The following is a 19,248-nucleotide window of genomic DNA, read 5'->3' on the forward strand; positions in this document are numbered from 1 at the left end:
TGGTTTTTTTCAGTTTGGTTCATGTGTTCAGGCGGCTGCCGCCAGCGCCGGAATACCCAGGCCCGGATCGGGCGTCAGCGCCGAGGCCAGCAGCATGCGGGTATACGGATGCTGGGGATCGCTGAAGAGTTGTTCACGTGAGGCCAATTCCACGATGCTGCCCTTGTTCATCACGGCCACCCGGTCCACCAGGTGCTCCACCACGCCCAGGTCGTGGCTGATGAACAGGTAGGTCAGCCCGAACTCGGCCTTCAGATCCAGCAGCAGGTTCAGGATCTGCGCCTGCACCGACACATCCAGCGCCGAGGTCGGTTCGTCGCAGATGAGGATGTCGGGCCGCAGGATCAGTGCCCGCGCAATCGCCACCCGCTGCCGCTGGCCGCCGGAGAGCTGGTTGGGATATTGCGTGTGGGTGCGCTCCGGCATGCCCACCAGATCGAGGATCTGGCGCACCTGGCGATTGCGCTCGGTAGCGTTGCCGATGCCATGCAGCTTCAGCGGCAGGCCGACGATCTCGCCCACGGTCTTGCGCGGATTGAGCGACGAATACGGGTCCTGGAAGATCGGCTGGATGTGACGTGCATGCGCGCGACGCTCGGTCGGATCGACCTCCTGGCCGTTGATGAGCACGTTGCCCGAGGTCGGCGCCAGCAGGCCCAGCAGCATCTTGGCCAGGGTGCTCTTGCCGCAGCCGGACTCGCCAACCAGGCCCAGCGTCTCGCCGCGATAAAGACGCAGCGACACGTCATCGACCGCCTTCAGTTCACCCGGTGCCTGGAACAGCCCGCGCTTGAGCGGATACACCTTCGACAAGGCGCACAGCTCCAGCGCAATATCGTCGAGCGGTGGCCGTGGTTTCAACAAAGTGTTCATGCTGCCACCTCCATCGCCGATACCGGCACATCGAGCTTGAAACAGCGCGCCTCATGCGGCAAGGCAGGGCTGCCCTGCTGCACCATGGGCGGATCCTGTTCGCAGCCGCTGTCGGCCAGAGTACAGCGATTGCGGAAGGCGCAGCCGCTGACCTGCCCGACCAGGCTGGGCACCACGCCCGGAATGGCTTGCAGCCTGCTGCCCGGCAAGGTCTTGCCGCGCACCGGGATGCAATTGAGCAAGCCGCGCGTATAGGGATGGCGCGGCTGCGCGAAGAGTTGCGCCACGCCGCTGGTTTCGACCACCTGCCCCGCATACATCACGGCCACGCGATCGGCGATGCGCGAGACCACGCCCAGGTCATGCGTGATGAAGATGACCGCAGTCCCGAACTCCTGCTGCAGTTCGCGGATCATGCGCAGGATCTGCGCCTGGATGGTCACGTCCAGTGCGGTAGTGGGTTCGTCGGCGATGATCAGGTCCGGGCTGCACATGAGCGACATGGCGATCATCACGCGCTGGCGCAGGCCGCCGGAGAGCTGGTGCGGATACTGGCGCAGGCGGTCTTCGGCGTTGCTGATGCCGGTCCGGTGCAGCAGGTAGAGCGCACGTTCGCGTGCCTCGCCACGTGTGACGCCCGGCTGCTGCAGCATCGCCTCGCAAAGCTGGTTGCCCAGCGTATAGGCGGGGTTCAGCGACGTCATCGGCTCCTGGAAAATCATCGACATGCGCTTGCCGCGCAACTGCATGCGCTGCCGCTCGCTCATGGTGTTGAGATCCGCGCCATCGAAGAGGATGTGGTCGGCACTGCATTGCGCCTTGCGCGGCAGCAGTCCCATCAAGGCCAGCGAAGTCATGGATTTGCCACAGCCGGACTCGCCGACCAGGCACAGCATCTCTCCCTTGCGCACCTGGAAATCGATGCCGCGCACGGCATGCAGCATGCCGTTTTCGGTGGGCAGGTCCACCTTCAGGTTCTTCACGTCCAGCAATATGCTCATGGTGTGCTCCTTGCGTGAACCCTCAGTTAGTTGCGGCCGTCGGGCGCATTGACATCGCGCAGGCCATCGCCGACCAGGTTGATCGCCAGCACCAGCAGCGCCAGCGCCACACCTGGAATGACGATCACCCAGGGCTTGAAGAACATGTAGGTCTTGCCCTCGGCCACCATCAGGCCCCACGACGGCGTGGGCGGCTGCACGCCCAGTCCGAGGAAGGACAGCGTGGCCTCCAGCAGAATGGCGTGGGCCATTTCGAGCGTCGCCACCACGATCAGTGCACCCATGATGTTGGGCAGGATCTCGCGCAGCAGGATGTAGGGGGTCGAAGCCCCGATGGCCTTGGCGGCCGCGATGAATTCGGCATCGCGCAATTGCTGCGTGGCCGAGCGCGTGACCACCGCAAAGCGATCCCACAGCAACAGCCCCAGCAGCACGATCACCACCTTCAGCGAGCCACCGACCAGCGAGGCCATGGCCAGCGCCACCAGCACCACCGGCATGGCCAGGCGCGTGGTGATGAGATAGCTGATGACGGCATCGGTACGTCCGCTGAAGTAACCGGCCAGCACGCCCAGGGTGGTGCCGATCAGGCCCGAGATGAGCGCGGCGGCAATGCCGATGGTCAGCGAGACGCGCGCACCGAAGATCAGCCGCGAGAGATAGTCGCGCCCCAGCTTGTCAGTACCGAGGATGTGTTCCCAGCTGCCCTGGGCCTGCCACACCGGCGGGATCAGGCGCGCCGTGACATCCTGCTCGAAGGGATCATGCGGCGCCAGCAGCGGTGCGAAGATGGCCGCCAGCACGATGATGGCCAGGAACAGTGCCCCCAGCACCAGGCCGCGATGGCCCAGCAGGCGGCGCAGCTTGCGGCGCCATGCCGGCAGCGGTGGCAAGGCCGCACTCAACACGGCAGGGGGCGGCAAAGTGGATGATGAGGTAACGCTCATGTCGTCTCCAGACAAGATCAGCGGGTACGGATGCGCGGGTCCAGCAGCGCATTGATGACATCGGCCAGGAAGGTCAGGCCGATATAGAACATGGCGATGATCAGCACCACGGCTTGCACCACCGGATAGTCGTTGCGCGAGATGGCGTCCCAGGCGAGTTGCCCCAGGCCCTGCATCGAGTAGACCGACTCGATGACCACCGAGCCCCCCAGCATGAACCCCAGCTCAACTGCCGCCAGCGCCACCACCGGGATGACCGCATTGCGCAGGGCATGCTTGAACACCACCCTCGATTTGGAGAGCCCCTTGGCGCGCGCCGTGCGGATGTAGTCCGAGCCCAGCACCTCCAGCATGCCCGAGCGGGTCAGCCGCATCATGGCCGGCATGGCGTAGTAGCCCAGCGCCACGGCCGGCAGGATGAAATGCTGCCAGCTCTCGTTGCCGGCCACCGGCAGCCAGTGCAGGGTGACGGCGAAGAGGAGGATCAGCGTCAGGCCGAACCAGAAGCTGGGCATGGCCTGCCCCACCACGGCGATCAGCAGCGCCGTGCGATCCAGCCAGGTATCGCGATAGAGCGCCGCCAGCACGCCCAATGGAATGGCAGTCAGGATCGCCAGCAGCAAGGCGCTGCCGCCGAGTTTGAAGGTGATGGGCAGGCGTTCGGAAATCATTTCCATCACCGGCCCCTGGAAGTAGAAGGACTTGCCGAAGTCGAGCTGCACGGCGCGGCCCAGCCAGTCCACGTATTGCGTGGTCAGCGGGCGGTCCAGGCCGAACTGGGTACGCACCGATTCGACCTGGGCCGCCGTGGCTTCCGGCCCGGCGATGGAGACCGCCAAATCGCCGGAGAGATGCAGCAAGGTAAAGCTGACGACGGACACCGTCAGCGCCACGCACAAGGCGATGGCGAGGCGGCGCAGGAGGTAGATCAACATGGCGATCCTTCCTTGCAAAAGCTGGGCGGATGACGTCAGGAGCGGCGCACGCAGGGCGTGCGCCACCGGGTTTATTTCCAGGAGGCTTCGTAGAAGCGCGGCAACTCGTCCGGATATCCCTGGAACTTCAACTGCGCATTGAAGGCATAGAAGGTCGAGTAGGAGAACATCGGTGCCACGTAAGCCTGTTTGGAAATGAGTTCCTGCGCCTTGGTGTAATTGGCCTTGCGCACAGCCGGATCGATGGAGGTATCGGCGGTCTGCAGGAACTGCTGCAATTGCGGATCCTTGGTGATGTCATCGGCCCCGCCCTTGAAGTAGACTCCGGCAAAGGCCGAGGTATCGTTCATGGAGAAGGAGCCCCATGAATAAAAGCTCATGGGTGTCTTCCCGCTGCGGTATTCGGTCTGCAGGGCCGCGAACTTCATGTAATGCAGCCGTGCGCGGATGCCGACCTTGCGCAGGTCGCCGATGATGGCTTCGGCGATTTCACGCTCGCGGTAAGCGTAGATGTCGGTATCGAAGCCGTTCGGATAACCGGCCGCCGCCAGCAGCTCCTTGGCCTTGGCCGGGTTGTAGTCAAACTTGATGGCGGCATTGCTGTCGCAGCCGAACTGCGTGCGGAAGCAGGCGGTATAGACCGGCTGGCTGCCGCCGCGCATCAGGTTCTCGGCATAGCCCTTGCGGTTGATGGCGTGATTGACCGCCTGGCGCACGCGCACATCCTTGAAGGGAGAATTGGGCGCGGAGGTGCCGGTCGCATCCAGGGTGATGAAGCCCACGCGCATGGTCTCGCCACTCTGCACGGTCAGCTTGGGATTGGTCTTGAGCGAATCGGCCTGGTCGGGCGGCACGCGCCAGATCCAGTCGATGGCCCCGGTCATCAGCTGCGCGGCACGCGTTTCCGGATCGGGGATCACCACGAACTTGATGTTGCCAATCGAGGGCTGGCCTTGCGGGCTGTCCTTGAAGTAGTTGCCGTTCTTGACCAGGGTCACGCCCTGCCCCGGGATCACGCTGGTGACCTTGTAGGGACCGGTACCGATGGGAGCTTTGGAAAATCCTTCCAGCCCGACCTTCTTGAAGTAGGCCGCCGGATAGATCGGCAGCGGACCGGCCAGATATTCGAGGGCAGCGGGGAACGGCCCCTTCAGGTTGATGCGGACCTGGTACTCGCCCAGCTTGTCGACGCTCTTGATCCAGTCGGTGTTCTGGCGTGTGACCGCCTTGGATTCCGGCGAGACGGCGTAGTTGAAGGTGAACACCACATCGTCGGCACTGAACTTGTCGCCGTTCTGGAATTGCACGCCCTGGCGCAGATCCAGCACCAGCGCAGTGGGCGACTCCCACTTCCAGGCGGTGGCCAGTTGCGGCTTGTACTCGTTGGTCTTGGGATCGCGATAGATCAGGGTGTCCCAGATCAGGTGCGCCAGGATCACGCCTTCGCGCAGGTTGTTGTGGTACTGGCTGATGTTCTCGACTTCGCTGTCGGAAGCGTAGATGAGGGTGTCGTTGGCCTTGCCGGCATGGGCTGCCATCGCGCTCATGGCCCCCGCCATGAATACCGCGCAACGTGACCAGCGCATGAGGGATTTCGGTAGTGCGTTCATTCCTGCCCCTTCGTTCGAATAAGACAATTTAGAAAAAATCGCGACGTCGGGGCTGATACTAGGCTAGGATTTATCGATGCCACAATCATCAAATTTCTAAGCCTGCGTTGCCGAATCCAGAACGCAAAAATGCTGCACCACAATGAGACCACCCTGGCAAAAGCCGCATCGCTGCTGGGCTGCGGGGCGTGGAGCAGGTGCAGCATCGCAGTGCGCGCCCAGCCCGCAAGCACTGCACCAAAGCCGTGAAGCACGCACCAAATAAAGCGCGAAATTATTTGCACCGACCGGGTAAAGTGCCGGTCAGCCTTGGTCAGGACGGAAGGAGTCACCGGATGAAATCACAGCAACTGCAAGACACCGCGCTGCGCTACTTTCTCGAAGTAGTCCGCTGCGGTTCCATCAGCGAAGCCTCGCAGCGCCTCAACGTGGCCAGCTCGGCCATCAGCCGCCAGATCAGCAGCCTGGAAGAAACGCTCGATACGGTTCTGTTTGAACGCCGTCCACGCGGCATGGTGCTCTCGGCGGGTGGCGAGATGCTGGCCGCGCATGCGCGCAAGATGGCACTTGAAGCCGACCGCGTGGTGGCCGACCTGCAGGCCTTGAAAGGCTTGCGCAGCGGGCGTGTGCGGCTGTCGGCCTCGGAAGGTTTTGCGATCGATTTCCTGCCGCGCCTGATCAACGCTTTCCAGAAAAAATATCCGGGCTTCGTGTTCCAGCTCTTCGTGGGCGCGCCGGCAGTCGTGTCGCGCCAGGTGCGCGAAGGCAATGCCGATATCGGCTTGACCTTCGCACGACTGCCCGAGCCGGAGATCAAGGTCGTGCACCGCCAGCCCGGCCCCATTGCGCTGGTGATGCGCAACGATCATCCGCTGGCGCGCTTCCGCCATGTGTCGCTGGGCCAGCTCAAACCCTATCCCCTGGCCCTGCCCGACCCGACCACGACGCTGCGGCAATTGTTCGACATCGCCTGCAGCCGCCAGCAAGTGGTGATCGAACCGGTGATGACCAGCAATTACATCCAGTCGCTGCACAACTACGTGCTCGATAACGACGCGCTCTCCATCACCGGCGACGTCACCGTGCGCTACCGCATCGAGCGCGGTGAACTGACCATGCGGCCGATCCGCGACTGTCCGACCGATGGCCGTTTTGTGGAAGTACAGACGCTGGCCGGACGGACCTTGCCGCGCAGTGTCGAGATCTTCCTGGATTATCTGGTCGCGGAATTGAGCAAGGACCTGTAAAACGCAACAACGCAACGCGGCCGCTACAGGAGCGGCCGCGTTGTTTCTTCTTTCAGCTTTTCAGCAGGTCACTGCATCGCTCAGAAGCGCCAGCTGGCTTTGATCGCCGCCGACTGGTTGATGAAACCGCTGCGGCCTTCGGCATCGAAGCGCAGCAAGATGTCGGCCGCTTCCACCAGCTTGAAGCGATAGCTCACACCCGCCTTCAACAACCACGGCGAGCGAGCGGGTCCGGGCGTGGTGAAGGACTGGCCCGGCGCACCGGCATAGGTGGCCACCAGGTCATCGCGATCGTTGATGACGTCATAGCTGGCACCGAGGTAGGTACTGATCTGCGAACCTGGCGTCAGCGCGTAATTCAAACGCGCCGCCGTGCCAAGCAACAGCGCCTGGCTGCGCTTGCCCTGCACCGACAGGTTCAGGTCCCCTGCCCCGTTCTCGGCGTAGGACGGGCTTTGCAGGCGGGTGTAGTCGAGCTGCAGGGCAGGTACCAGGCTCATTGCTTCACTCAGCGGCAGCGTGAACGATACGTTCGTGCCCAAATGCGCATGCCAGCTCTGGAAGCGGCTGCTGGCGATGCGATTGAGGCCACCGAACTGCATCTGGCGGTCCAGGCGGTTGCCGTTGCGGCCTAGGTCGGCTTGCCAGCCGAGTGATATCTCTCCCAGCGGGAAGCTGCCGTAGAGGGCCACCATGTTGGACTCGATGCGGCTGCGACTGCCGGTGCCGGTGATGGCGGTATTGCCGCTGGCACTGGTGCTGGCATAGGCGTAGGAAAGGCCGGCGCGTGCGCTGTCGAACTCCATCTCGGCACCGGCGGCCAGGCCCGAAGTGCTGGCGCTGAAGCCGGACTCGCCGCCACGGTCGCCCTGGTTGGTGCGCGACTCGAAGGGCATGATCCACACCTGGCGGTCGCCGCCTGCCTCGCCTGAGGACACGCCGCTGCCTGCAGCTGCGCTGCCCATGTTGCCGCTCTCGGTGCGGGTGGCGATGACGCGGTTCAGGGACGCCATGGTGCCACGGATGGCGCTGGCACTGACGTCCCTGGGCAGGGTCTGGCTGGCGGCACGCAGCAGGCTTTCCGGGTCGGGCATGCGGCCCAGGGCAGTGACCACCTGGGCCATGTCCGCCGTGGAGGGCTGCCGGATCTGGCGGTCCAGTACCGGGGCGACCCGTGCAGCGGCCGTGGCGGCGGCGATGAGTGTGGCCGAGGGGCGCACTGTGGGGGCGGGCGCTGGAGCCGGTGATGCTGCTGCAGGGGTTGCGGGTGCTGCCGATGCTGCAGCCGGTGCCGCCGGTGCCGCCGGTGCCGCCGGTGCCGCCGGTGCCGCCGGTGCTGCTGGTGCTGCTGGTGCTGCTGGTGAGGATGCCGGTGCCACTGGCGCTGCCGGTACTGGTTTATTTGCGGCCGGACCAGTTGGAGCTTGCGTGGTGGACGCTTGGGTGGTCGTAGCCTGTAAAGCTGGAGCCGGTGCAGTGGATGCTTGAGTACTCGTTGCCTGTACAGCTGGTGCAGGTGGAGTGGACGCCTGAGTGCTCGTTGCCTGTACAGCTGGTGCAGGTGGAGTGGACGCCTGAGTACTCGTGGCCTGTACAGCTGGTGCAGGTGGAGTGGACGCCTGAGTGCTCGTGGCCTGTACAGCTGGCGCTGGCGTAGTGGATGCCGGTGTGCCAGTTGCCTGTACAGCTGTCGCTGGCGTAGTGGATGCCGGTGTGCCAGTTGCCTGTAGAGCTGGCGCTGGCGCAGTGGATGCCGGTGTGCCAGTTGCCTGTACGGCTGGCGCAGGTGTACTGGACGCCTGCGTGCTGGTCGCCTGTACGGTTGAAGCCGGTGTACTGGACGCATCCGTGTTCGTTGGCTGTACGGGCGGAGCAGGTGTAGCGGCCGGCTGCGTGCCCGTTGCTTGTATGGCAGGGGTCGGTGTCCCCCCCGCATCCGGCGTCAGCACCGCCTGGGCGACCTGCTGAATGCTGTTCGCGTCGACGATGTTCAGGTCAAGCGCAGTAGCGGACACCACAGGCTTGAAGTCGAACAGCAGGGAATTGTCCGTGACATTCAGGCGCGGTGCGGTGAGGCTGCCGGCCGTGACCACGCCGGCCAGTGTCTGGCCGCTTCCCAGACTGGCGGTCTTGTAGACATCCACGGCCAGGTGCGCGTCGGGCGCAAAGCTGGCCGCCCCGGTGACTGCCAGCTTGCCGTATTGGCTGGCACTGGCCACGGCCACGGTCAGGGTCTGGTCCGCCGTCAGGCTGAAGGCCGGTACGCTCAATGTGCCGGCGGCGATGGTGGTGTTGCCGCTGTAGCTGAGCGGACCGAGCACGTGCAATGTCCCTTCCCCCTGCTTGACCAGGCTGCCCCTGCTGCGGCCATCGGCGATGCCGGCATTGAGCGTCAGCGTGAAAGCCTGGGTATCGAAGCGCCCTTCGCCACTGACGCTGACCACATTGCCCAAGGCCAGTTGGTCGGCCGCCGCACGCAAGGTGGTGCCATCGGACATGGCCAGCGGGCCGGTACCCAGCGCGGTGGAAGACGCCACGCCGAGCGTGCCGCCTTCCAGCCGGGTGCCCCCCGAATAGCTGTTGTTGCCCGACAAGGTGAGGCTGCCCTCGCCTGTCTTGACCAGGCTGCCGACGTAATCGGCATCGGTCTTTTTGCGGGCGGCGTCGAGATAGGTGGCCTGGGCGTGATAGTCGCCCAGCGCCACCGTGGCCGGATCTGCGGCGATCAGCCTGGCCATCAACTCCTCCTTGCTCAGCGTGGGACCGCTGCCGGACTGCTTGAGCAGCGCCGCTGCCAGCGGATTGGCGGCGACTGCCTTGTCGGCTTGCTGGAAGGCAGTGTTGTCCTCTTTCTTCTTGCTGGCCTGGAAGGTGGCATTGCGCTGCGCGCGTGTCTGCACCAGTGTCATGGCCTGGCCATAGCCGCTCTCCACATTCGATGCGATCTGGACCGCCGCGCTGGCAGCGGCCGCCTGCAGGGCATCCGGCGAGGCGGCCTCACGGGCTGCCAGCTGGGCACGGTCATCGCTCTTGCGCTGGATCAGCGCGGCTTCGGAGATGTCGTTGCTCCAGGTGTCGCTGCGGCCGGCGGCGATGTTGGCGTTGAACACGCCCAGCAGTTGCCCCGGACCATTCAAGGCCTTGTTGAGGTCCGGCACGCCCCAGCCGAACATGGCATTGGGCACGTCCGCCGGACCGCTGCCCAGATGCTTGGCGGTAGTCAGCAGGATGGTGCGGATGGCCTGGTTGTCGAGGTCGGGATAGCGCTCCATGAGCAGCCCCAGTGCGCCGGTCACGTGCGGGGCGGCCATGGAGGTGCCGGAGGCGTTGACCAGGTCGGTGTCGGAATTGATGTTCAGACTGGTGATGGCCGAGCCGGGGGCGGACACGCACCAGTACCTGGCCAGTCCACACTGGTTGGAGAAGCTGGGCAGCACCGAGCTGGCGTTGATGGCGGCCACCGCGATCCAGTTCTGCTCCAGTTCCGGCCGGAAGTAAGGCAGTGCCGAGCGGATATTGACGTTGGCCTTGGCGGTATTGCCGGCCGCCCAGACCATCAGCGTGTTGGATTCTTTGGCCACATCGGCGGCGGCGTCCAGCCAGCTTTTCTTGTTACCGCCTTGCAGGCGCTCGTAAGCTGCGGCCACGCCGCCGATGCTGCCGAAGTCGTCCCGCGAATCCGCACTGCCCCAGCTGCTGTTGATGACCCGCACACCGGCATTGGCGAGGTTGCCGTAGGCTGCCTTGAAGTAGTTGTAGTCCACGTTCACGCCATAGACCGAACTGTCGGTGCCGTTGGTATTGGTGATGTGGTAGTCGCTGGCGAAGGCTACCCCCATGATGCCCGCGCCGTTCTTGGCCGCGGCGATGGTGCCGGAGACGTGGCTGCCGTGCTTGTCGTTGAGTTTGCTCAGTGCGCCGGTGGTGCTGAAGGCGTCCCCTGCTTTCCAGGCCTGGCTGCCGTCCTGATATTGCGAACCGTCATTGGCGTAGGTGCCGGTGACGGCCAAGGCCTTGACGTTGCGGGTGACGAACTCGGCGTGGGACAGCAATAGCCCGGAATCGACCGCGCCCAGCTTGATGCCCAGGCCCGAGAAGCCGGCCGCGTAGGCGTACTGGGCATTCATGGCCCCCAGCCCCCAATCGGTCTGGAATTCCTTGTTGCCTGTCCAGCTGGCCAGGGCGGCGGCAGCGTCGGTGGTGGTACTGCCATCGTAGTTGACGAAACTCTGGGCGCCAGCGGGCAGGCTCAGGGCCGGGCTCAGGGTCAGCAGTACGGCGGTGCAGAGACGGTGTAGGCGCAAGCCGGCGGGCGGCGTGGTGCAGGCGGACTTGTCCTGCTTCTTTTTGTGTTTCATCTTCCCTTCCTCGGTCGATCTTTTGGAATTGGCCGGGTCATCGGGAAGGCAAACCCGTCCCCCGTCCTTCTTGTCGTCGCCCCTTGGTGCCGGTTCGGACCGGCTTTTGTAGGGGCGCATTGTCGGGGGACAAGGTCTTTCTGGACATTGTCTTTTGGTGCTGTTCTGGCCGGAGGGAGGTGAAGCTTCGTACCTCAGGTGAGGGGGCGACCGAAGGGAGGATGACGCGCGAAACCCGTCTGCGGGTCACTGCCAAAAGGAAGAAGCGTCAGTGCCGTCCATGCAAAGGCACCGAGCAAAAGAGCGGATAAGAAAATCGCCGCAGGCATTGCAGCCTGCGGCGATGTGAAGAAAACGGAGAAAACGGAGGTGGCTGATACGGGGCTCATCACCCGTATCGGCTGCCGCATGTCAGAGCGCTTCCTCCGACCACCCCAGCCCCAGCGCCTTCTGAATTCCCACAAAACTGCGCGTCAGATTGGCCTCGGCCTGCAACAGATTCTGCTGCGCGGTGATCTGCTGCCGCGTGGTGTCGAGCACTTCGATCAGCGTCCCGGTACCCGCCTGATAACGCTGCCGCGCCAACACCAGCGCACGGTCGGCAGAGACCTTGGAACGCGCGATGGTCGCCACGCTCACCCGGCCATAGCGGAAGCGCGAGAGCGCATCCTCGGCATCGCGCAGGGCTTCCAGCACGGACTGGCGATACTTCATCTCGGCCTCGTCGCGCAAACGCTCTGCTTGCGTGACACGTGCCTTGGCGCGGCCAAAGTCGAGGAAATTCCAGCTCAGCATGGGTGCGCCCAGCGCCGCAAAATCATCCAGGCGCGTCAGGTCCGAAGGATGTGTTCCACCCAGCCCGATCACGCCGAACAGCTTCAGGCTCGGATAGCGCGCCGCTTCAGCCTGGCCGATCTTGGCCGTATCGGCGGCCAGCGTGCGTTCAGCAGCGCGGACATCAGGACGACGACGCAGCAGCGAGACCGGATCTCCCACCGCCACCTGCTGCGGCGGCAGCGGCACGGGGGCTGTGGCCGCCAGTTCGCTGTCCAGCGTGCCCGGCTCCTGTCCCAGCAGCGTGGCCAGTTGGTTGAGGTAGGCATCGCGCTCGGCCTGCAGCGGGACCAGGTCGGCACGGCTGGCATCAAGCTGGTTCTGCACGCGCAGCTGATCCAGCGAAGAGGCCGTGCCGCGCTCGACACGCTGCCCGGTCAGCTGCAGCATCTGCTCCTGCGCCTGCACCGCTTCTTGGCCCAGCGACAGACGCAGCTGGCGGTCGCGCAGGCTGATGTAGGCATTGGCCACTTCAGCGGCCAGGCTCACCTGCACATCGGCCAGCGAGGCCTGCGCCGCATCGGCCGTGGCCGTGGCCGCTTCCACCGCGCGGCGGCGGGCACCGAAAAGATCGATCTCCCAGCTCGCATCAAAACCCACGCTGTAGAGATTGGCGCTGGTCGGCGAGCCATTGCCGGAGCTGGAGCCGCCGGTCAGCGCGCCCAGGTTGGCCGGCGGCAGGCGCGCATGTCCGGCCAGGGCCGAAGCACCGACGCTGGGGGCGGCATTGGCCTGTTCCAGCGCCAGCCCCGCACGCGATTGCTGCAGACGGGCACGCGCCACGCCCAGATTTGGATTGGCTTGCAGGGCGCGCTCGATGAGGCTGTTCAGTTCGCTGTCGCCCAGGCCTTGCCACCATTGATTGATCGGCGCGGCGCTATTGGCGCTGTCGCCGCCGCGGACGAATTGCTGGCTGTGTGCCGCTTGCGGGGCGGCTTCGGGCGGGCCGGCGTAGTCCGGTCCGAGGGCGGAACAGCCGGCCAGCAGCGCGGCGGCCGCCAGCGCGATCAGGCGCACGGCCGGGAAGGAAGAGGAAGTCTTGTCCATGTTGATCATCAATGAGAAGCCACCGGTGCGGCATTGGTCGGCAAGGGGCGCAGGAACAGCACCAGCGGAGTCACGCAGAGGATGGCCACGCCCAGCATCCAGAACAGGTCGGCATAGGTCATGGTCAGCGCCTGCGCCTGGATGGTCGCGCCCATGAGCTGGATTGCCACATCCTGCCCGCCCAGCAGATGGGCTTGCGCGGCGATGCCGGACTGCACCAGGTCGGAATTGGCGTTGAGGCTTTCTTCCAGGCGGCGGCTGTGCAGCCACAGCCGCTGGTCCTGGATCACGGCAATGGCTGCCAGCGCCAGCGAGCCACCCAGGTTGCGCGCGGCACTGTAGAGGCCGGATGCATCCCCGGCCTGCGACGGCGGCACCGAGCGGATCGCCGCCTGATTCAGGAACAGCATCGCCAGCACCGTGCCCACCCCGCGCATCAGCTGCGAGGCCACGAAGGAGCCGCCATAGGACAGCGGGCTCAGGTCGGTCTCAATGAAGGCCGAGGTGGCCAGCAGCAGGAAGCCGGTGCCCACGGCAATGCGGATATCCACCAGCCGCATCAGCAAGGGCGTGAAAGGCATCATGAGGATCATCGGCACGCCCGAGAGCAGCACGATCCAGCCCGATTGCAGCGAGTTGTAGCCGGCAATGCCGGAGAGGAATTGCGGGATCACGTAGGCCGTGCCATAGAGCGCCACGCCGACGATCATGGCCATCATCACCACGGAACCGAACTGGCGGTCGCGCAAGAGCCGCAGCTGGATCACAGGATGGCGCGCGCGCACCTGTCCGATGGCCAGCAGGATGAAGCCGAGTACGGAGGTGGCCGCCAGCCAGCGGATATCCGGGGAGGAAAACCACTGCTCGCGCTCGCCCTCTTCCAGCACCACCGTCAGCCCACCCAGCCCCAGTGCCAGTCCGGCGATGCCGAACCAGTCGGCCTCAGCCAATTGTTCGAACTTGGGACGTTCATAGGGAATGGCCACCAGCAGCAAGGTGATGAGGGCCGCACCCACTGGCAGGTTGATGAAGAAGGCATAGTGCCAGCTGACGTTCTCGGTCAACCAGCCACCCATCACCGGCCCCAGCACCGGACCGAGAATGGCGGTCGCACCGAACAGGGCATTGCCGACCGGCTGCTGCGAACGCGGCAGGCGCGTGGCGATGATGGTCATGGCGGTGGGAATGAGCGCGCCACCGGTGAAACCCTGTCCGACCCGGCCCACGATCATCATCGGCAGCGTGGTCGAGAGGCCGCACAGCACCGAGAACAAGGTGAAGAGACTGGCCGCCGTCAGCAGCAGCACGCGCAATCCCAGCAGCCGTTCCAGCCAGGCCGACATGGGGATGATGACGATCTCGGCCACCAGGTAGGCGGTGGCGATCCAGGTGCCTTCAGTGCCTGAAGCTCCGATTTCACCCTGGATGGTGGGCAGCGAGGAATTGACGATGGAGATATCCAGCGTGGCCATCAGCGCACCCAGCGTGCCGGCCGCAACCGCCAGCCAGGCGGAGGCATCGGCTTTCTCCGGCTGGGCGCCCTGCCCGATGGGCTGGGCGGGGGCCGCGCCGCTCACTGCGACTCCTTGCGGGTGGCGTTGGTCTCGCTGTTGCGTTCGCGCAGTTCACGCAATTCATCTTTGGCCGCGATGGTGTTGACTTCCACCGTCGCCGACAGGCCGGCCACGAAGGCACGGGTTTCTTCCGGCGTAGCATCGACGGCCACGCGCACGGGCACGCGCTGGACGATCTTGGTGAAGTTGCCGGTGGCATTCTGCGGCGGCAGCAGCGAGAACTGGGCGCCGGTACCCGGCGAGAGGCTTTCCACATGGCCGTGGAATTCCACGCCCGGCAAGGCATCGACCTTGATGATGGCAGGCTGGCCGATGCGCATGATGCCGATCTGGGTTTCCTTGAAATTGGCCGAGACGTAGAAGCGGGTCGGCACCACGGTCATCATGCGCGTACCGGGCGAGACGAACTGGCCGACGCGGACCTGCTTGTCACCGATGCGGCCATCGACGGCGGCGCGGATCTCGGTATAGCCGAGGTTGACGCTGGCAGCATCGTATTGCGCCTTGGCCGTCTCGCCCTGGGCCTGCGCCTGGCGCACCTGGGCCTGCAGCGAGCGTACGCGCAGCTGCGCCGCATCGAGCGCAGCACGACGTGCGGCGACCGTGCTGCGGGCTTGGGCCTGCTGGTTGCGCAGGGTGGTCAGGCGTTCACGGGTTTCGGCACCGGAGGCCGCCAAGGGGGTGTAGCGCTCCACTTCTGCGGTAGCGAAGCGGGCATCTTCATCGGCTGAGGCAAGCTGGGCCTTGGCCTGCGCAATGGCGGCCTGTTGCTCGGCCAATTGGGCATGGGCAGCTTCCTCGCTGGCGCTGGCGGCGTCGATCTGGGCCTTGGCCTGGGCGGATTGCGCCGAATAATCGCGCGCATCGATGCGCACCAGCGGCTGGCCAGCCTTGACGATCTGGTTGTCCGCCACCAGCACCTGGTCGACATAGCCGGTCACCTTGGAGGACACCGTCACGCTGTCGGCCTGGACGAAGGCATCGTTGGTGCTCTCCAGATACTTGCCGCGGAACTGGTAGTACAGCACCCAGGCCGCCACGATCACCAGCACCAGCAAGCCCAGCGTACGCAGGATGAAGCGGGCGCGCGGACTCATGCGTTTCTTGGGAGCGTTGTTCTTGTTGCTGCCGTTGGTGGAGGCATCCGGCCGGGAGGGACTGGCTTCTGCAGTGCTCGGTGTGTTGCTGGGTGTGGCGTCGGTCATCTTTTTTATCCTAATATCTGGGCGCGGAGGGCTGCTAACTGAATCAATACACTGGGCAACACTGTATTGATACGGAGCAATACACTTCGCGCGCCAGCACCAATACAGTGGCAATACGGGGTCAATACAGCTTTCCCCAACCGAACGGGGAAAATAATGAGGTACCATATGATATGGTATCTGGAAAAATCATGTCTACAGGCTTTACAAACGATGACAGCAGCAGTGCCGCCGAGGCGCTGCGCGACTTCTACATCCGCTCGCACCGCACGCTGGACAAGCTCATGGCCGGCGAAGGAGCCTCATTGGCGCGCAACAAGATGCTCGGCCACATCGAACGCAACAGCCCGGTGCGCGCGGCCGACCTGGCCACGGCCTTTGGCTTCGCGCCGCGCACCATCACCGAGGCCATCGATGCCCTGGAGCGCGACGGACTGGTCCAGCGCAATGGCGACACCACTGACCGCCGGGTCAAATACATCGCTTTGACAGCGTCGGGAAAAGAAGTGCTGCGGGCCTCGGAGCCGGTGAAAAAAACCTTCGTCGACGGACTGTTCGCTGCCCTGAGCCAAGAGGAAATCGGAGCGCTGACCACTGTATTGGGTAAACTCAACCATCGGCTGGCTGAATTGGAAGAGGTGTATTCCTCGAACGCCCCTGTGCCAGCCGCAGCAACGGATGAGCTACCCGCCAAACGCAGCCGCAAGAAAAGCTGAAACGAACGAACAGGTAAAAAAAAACGCTCCCGCAAAGGAGAGCGTCAGACAGACTGCGCGGCCAGATCGCTGGCCGCGTTCACCGCCATGGCATCACAGTTCGGCGAATCGATCGGTGGTCGCGATCAACTGATCGAGGATGCCGGGTTCGTTGTAAGCATGACCGGCGCTGTCGATCAGGTGCAATTGCGAACCGGGCCAGGCCTGGTGCAGGTCCCACGCCGACTTGGCAGGGGTGGCCAGGTCGTAGCGGCCCTGCACGATGACGCCGGGAATGCCTTCGAGGCGCGAGGCATTGGCCAGCAACTGTCCCTCCTCCATGAATCCCTTGTTGAAGAAGTAGTGGTTCTCGATGCGCGCAAAGGCCAGCGCGAATTGCGCATCGTTGAAGGAATCGATCAGGCGTTCATCGGCCACCAGCGTGATGGTGCTGGCTTCCCAGCGACTCCAGGCACGCGCGGCCTGCAGCTTGGCGGCTTCGTCGTCGCCGGTGAGGCGCTTGCGGTAAGCATGCACCAGGTTGCCGCGCTCGGCGGCCGGGATCGGGGCCAGGAATTCGTCCCAGCGATCCGGCACCATCCACGAAGCGCCCTCCTGGTAGTACCAATCCAGCTCGGCCTGGCGCAACAGGAAGATGCCGCGCAGGACCAGTTCGGTCACGCGCTGCGGATGGGTCTGCGCGTAGGCCAGCGCCAGCGTGCTGCCCCAGGAGCCGCCGAAGACCTGCCAGCGCTCGATGCCCAGCAGTTCGCGCAGGCGCTCGATGTCGGCCACGAGATCCCAGGTGGTGTTGGCGTCGAGGTTGGCATGCGGCAGCGAGCGGCCACAGCCGCGCTGGTCGAACAGGACGATGCGGTATTTCTCCGGGTTGAAGAGACGGCGGTGCGAAGGACCGCAACCGCCACCGGGGCCACCGTGCAGGAAGACCACCGGCTTGCCCTTGGGGTTGCCGCAGACTTCCCAGTAGACCTGGTGGCCGTCGCCGACGTCGAGCAGGCCGTGGTCATGCGGTTCGATGGGAGGATAGAGGCCGCGCAGGGTGGCAGGAGCAGAAGTGGTCATCAGCAGATCCTTGAGGGTGAAGACAAAAGATGCAGTATAGGGTGGGCGTGAAAGGAACGCAGAGTCCTCATTCCACCACGAGTTCCGGATTGTTCTTCACTTCGTTGAGCACGAAGAATGAACGCAACTGCCGCACGCCCGGCAGCCGCAGCAGCGTATTGGCGTGCAGGCGGTTGAAGGCCTGCAGGTCCTTCACGCGCAGCTTGATCCAGTAGTCGAATTCCCCGGCCAGCAGCAGGCACTCCTGCACGGCGGCGATCTCGCGCACCGCTTTCTCGAACTCGGCAAAGCTTTCGGGAGTGGAACGGTCCAGCACCACGCCCACCGTCACCAGCACCGGCAGGCCCAGCTTCTCGGGGTCGAGGATGGCGCGCACTTCCTTCACATAGCCCTCATCCATCAGCCGTTTGGTGTGGTTCCAGCAGGCGGTGGCGCTCATGCCCAGCTTCTTGGCCAGCTCGGCATTGCCGATGCGGCCGTCCTTCTGCAGCGCCTTGAGGATGCGCTTGTCCATGCGGTCCAGTGACATGATGAATCTTTCTCTTAAATCTTGTTTATCGCAATTTTCTTTGCATGAAATAATTTACATCGCTTTTTCATCACGAATCATGCCATAAATTCGGAAGCACCATTTTAATCCTCCGGCGTAAAGTTGATCCCGGCGATTCACCATGAATCGAACCAGATTCGGACCCCTTTCGACCATCCAACTGAACCGGAGCACTCCATGCTGGCACTCGACAAACTCTTCCCTCGCAAGACCCTGGGCTTCTTCCCCTCCCCCATCCACAAGCTGGAACGCTTGTCCGCCATGCTGGGCGTGGAAGTGTGGGCCAAGCGCGATGACGTCTCCTCGGGCCTGGCCTTCGGCGGCAACAAGATCCGCAAGCTGGAATGGCTGGTGGCCGATGCCCTGGCCAAGGGCTGCGACACCCTGGTCTCGATCGGCAACATCCAGTCCAACCACACGCGCCAGGTCTGCGCGGCCGCTGCCGCCGTGGGCATGAAGTCCTATACCGTGCAGGAAACCTGGCTGGAATGGGATGATCCGGTCTACGACAAGGTCGGCAACATCCTGCTGACCCGCATCATGGGCGGCAACCCGATCATGGGCGGCTATGGCTACTCCACCACCGAGAAGGACACCTGGGCCCGTGCCCTGGAAGAAGTGCGCGCCAAGGGCGGCAAGCCCTATGCGATTCCGGCCGGCGCATCGGACCACCCGCTGGGCGGCCTGGGCTATGCCAACTTCGCCGACGAAGTGGCGATGCAGGAACAGCAGCTGGGCATCTTCTTCGACAACATCGTGGTGGCGACCTGTACCGGTTCCACCCAGGCCGGCATGGTGGTCGGTTTCGCCGCCCAGGAGAAGCGCCGCCGCGTGATCGGCATCGACACCGCCGACGATGAAGCCATGACCCGCCGCGCCGTCACCAAGATCGCCAACGACACCAGCGAACTGATCGCCGCCAAGGGGGGCCAGCGCGTGGTGGTGCGCGATGCCGACATCGAGATCATCCCCGACTACAGCGGCCCGGCCTACGGCCTGCCGAGCGAGCAGACCATCGCCGCCATCCGTACCGCCGCCGAAATGGAAGCCATGCTGACCGATCCGGTGTATGAAGGGAAATCCATCGATGGCTTGATCGACATGGCCAAGAAGGGCCATTTCAAGGGCCAGCGCGTGCTGTATGCCCACCTCGGCGGTGCCCCGGCACTGAACGCTTATTACAAGGCCTTCGAAGATCCGGAAAACCTGACCAAGCTGGCCCGCGAAGCGCGTTACAAGGAGTAAGCGGAATCCCCGCGCACAGGCGGATATCCTGATAGCGATCCGGA

General features: G+C 64.2%; 14 protein-coding genes. 3 read left to right on the forward strand and 11 right to left on the reverse strand.

The features are described 5' to 3' along the window. Positions 1-27 precede the first annotated feature (27 nt). The 5 genes from ACWFUC_RS21905 to ACWFUC_RS21925 all read right to left on the reverse strand — a co-directional run bounded on the left by ACWFUC_RS21905 (position 28) and on the right by ACWFUC_RS21925 (position 5,366). Positions 28-873, reverse strand: coding sequence for an ATP-binding cassette domain-containing protein (locus ACWFUC_RS21905; protein ID WP_310839786.1), 846 nt, complete (start codon positions 871-873; stop codon positions 28-30). Continuing rightward, positions 870-1,874 (reverse strand): ABC transporter ATP-binding protein, encoded by a 1,005-nt coding sequence (locus ACWFUC_RS21910; RefSeq protein WP_489623270.1) that lies wholly within the window; start codon positions 1,872-1,874, stop codon positions 870-872. Before ACWFUC_RS21910 ends, ACWFUC_RS21905 begins: the two co-directional genes overlap by 4 nt. A gap of 26 nt (positions 1,875-1,900) precedes the next feature. Next, positions 1,901-2,821: an ABC transporter permease gene (locus ACWFUC_RS21915; RefSeq protein WP_489623271.1), complete on the reverse strand. Its 921-nt coding sequence runs from the start codon at positions 2,819-2,821 to the stop codon at positions 1,901-1,903. A gap of 17 nt (positions 2,822-2,838) precedes the next feature. Further along, positions 2,839-3,756 carry an ABC transporter permease gene (locus tag ACWFUC_RS21920; protein ID WP_121042182.1) on the reverse strand — a complete coding sequence of 306 codons (918 nt, stop codon included), beginning with the start codon at positions 3,754-3,756 and terminating at the stop codon, positions 2,839-2,841. A gap of 71 nt (positions 3,757-3,827) precedes the next feature. After that, on the reverse strand, positions 3,828-5,366 hold the full coding sequence (locus tag ACWFUC_RS21925; protein ID WP_489623272.1) for an ABC transporter substrate-binding protein: 1,539 nt from the start codon (positions 5,364-5,366) through the stop codon (positions 3,828-3,830). A gap of 335 nt (positions 5,367-5,701) precedes the next feature. On the opposite strand from ACWFUC_RS21925, the gene ACWFUC_RS21930 reads away from it, so the two are divergent. Next, positions 5,702-6,613: a LysR family transcriptional regulator gene (locus ACWFUC_RS21930; RefSeq protein WP_489623273.1), complete on the forward strand. Its 912-nt coding sequence runs from the start codon at positions 5,702-5,704 to the stop codon at positions 6,611-6,613. Between the two features lie 80 nt (positions 6,614-6,693). Here the strand turns inward: ACWFUC_RS21930 and ACWFUC_RS21935 are convergent, their stop codons facing one another. The 4 genes from ACWFUC_RS21935 to ACWFUC_RS21950 all read right to left on the reverse strand — a co-directional run bounded on the left by ACWFUC_RS21935 (position 6,694) and on the right by ACWFUC_RS21950 (position 15,631). Then, the gene (locus tag ACWFUC_RS21935; protein WP_489623274.1) at positions 6,694-10,971 is read right to left on the reverse strand and encodes a S8 family serine peptidase; all 4,278 of its coding nucleotides are present in this window, start codon (positions 10,969-10,971) and stop codon (positions 6,694-6,696) included. 411 nt (positions 10,972-11,382) lie between these two features. After that, complete coding sequence (locus ACWFUC_RS21940) at positions 11,383-12,861, reverse strand: efflux transporter outer membrane subunit (protein ID WP_121042190.1); 1,479 nt, start codon at positions 12,859-12,861, stop codon at positions 11,383-11,385. Beyond that, positions 12,861-14,429 (reverse strand): MDR family MFS transporter, encoded by a 1,569-nt coding sequence (locus ACWFUC_RS21945; RefSeq protein ID WP_134136131.1) that lies wholly within the window; start codon positions 14,427-14,429, stop codon positions 12,861-12,863. The genes ACWFUC_RS21940 and ACWFUC_RS21945 overlap by 1 nt, the downstream gene beginning before the upstream one ends. Then, positions 14,426-15,631, reverse strand: a complete 1,206-nt coding sequence (locus ACWFUC_RS21950) for an HlyD family secretion protein (protein ID WP_489623276.1) — start codon at positions 15,629-15,631, stop codon at positions 14,426-14,428. Before ACWFUC_RS21950 ends, ACWFUC_RS21945 begins: the two co-directional genes overlap by 4 nt. A gap of 191 nt (positions 15,632-15,822) precedes the next feature. Here ACWFUC_RS21950 and ACWFUC_RS21955 point away from each other — a divergent pair, with 191 nt between their 5' ends. After that, positions 15,823-16,347: a MarR family winged helix-turn-helix transcriptional regulator gene (locus ACWFUC_RS21955; RefSeq protein ID WP_489623277.1), complete on the forward strand. Its 525-nt coding sequence runs from the start codon at positions 15,823-15,825 to the stop codon at positions 16,345-16,347. Between the two features lie 93 nt (positions 16,348-16,440). Here ACWFUC_RS21955 and pip read toward each other — a convergent pair whose 3' ends face one another. Further along, the gene (pip, locus tag ACWFUC_RS21960) at positions 16,441-17,409 is read right to left on the reverse strand and encodes a prolyl aminopeptidase (RefSeq protein ID WP_489623278.1); all 969 of its coding nucleotides are present in this window, start codon (positions 17,407-17,409) and stop codon (positions 16,441-16,443) included. Between the two features lie 67 nt (positions 17,410-17,476). Continuing rightward, complete coding sequence (locus ACWFUC_RS21965; RefSeq protein ID WP_017454720.1) at positions 17,477-17,938, reverse strand: Lrp/AsnC family transcriptional regulator; 462 nt, start codon at positions 17,936-17,938, stop codon at positions 17,477-17,479. 198 nt (positions 17,939-18,136) lie between these two features. Here ACWFUC_RS21965 and ACWFUC_RS21970 point away from each other — a divergent pair, with 198 nt between their 5' ends. Beyond that, entirely contained in the window at positions 18,137-19,204 is a 1,068-nt protein-coding gene (locus ACWFUC_RS21970) for a 1-aminocyclopropane-1-carboxylate deaminase (protein WP_039784832.1), read from the forward strand. The last annotated feature ends 44 nt before the right edge of the window (positions 19,205-19,248 follow it).

The sequence above is a fragment of the Herbaspirillum sp. Her4 genome, from assembly GCF_057961335.1.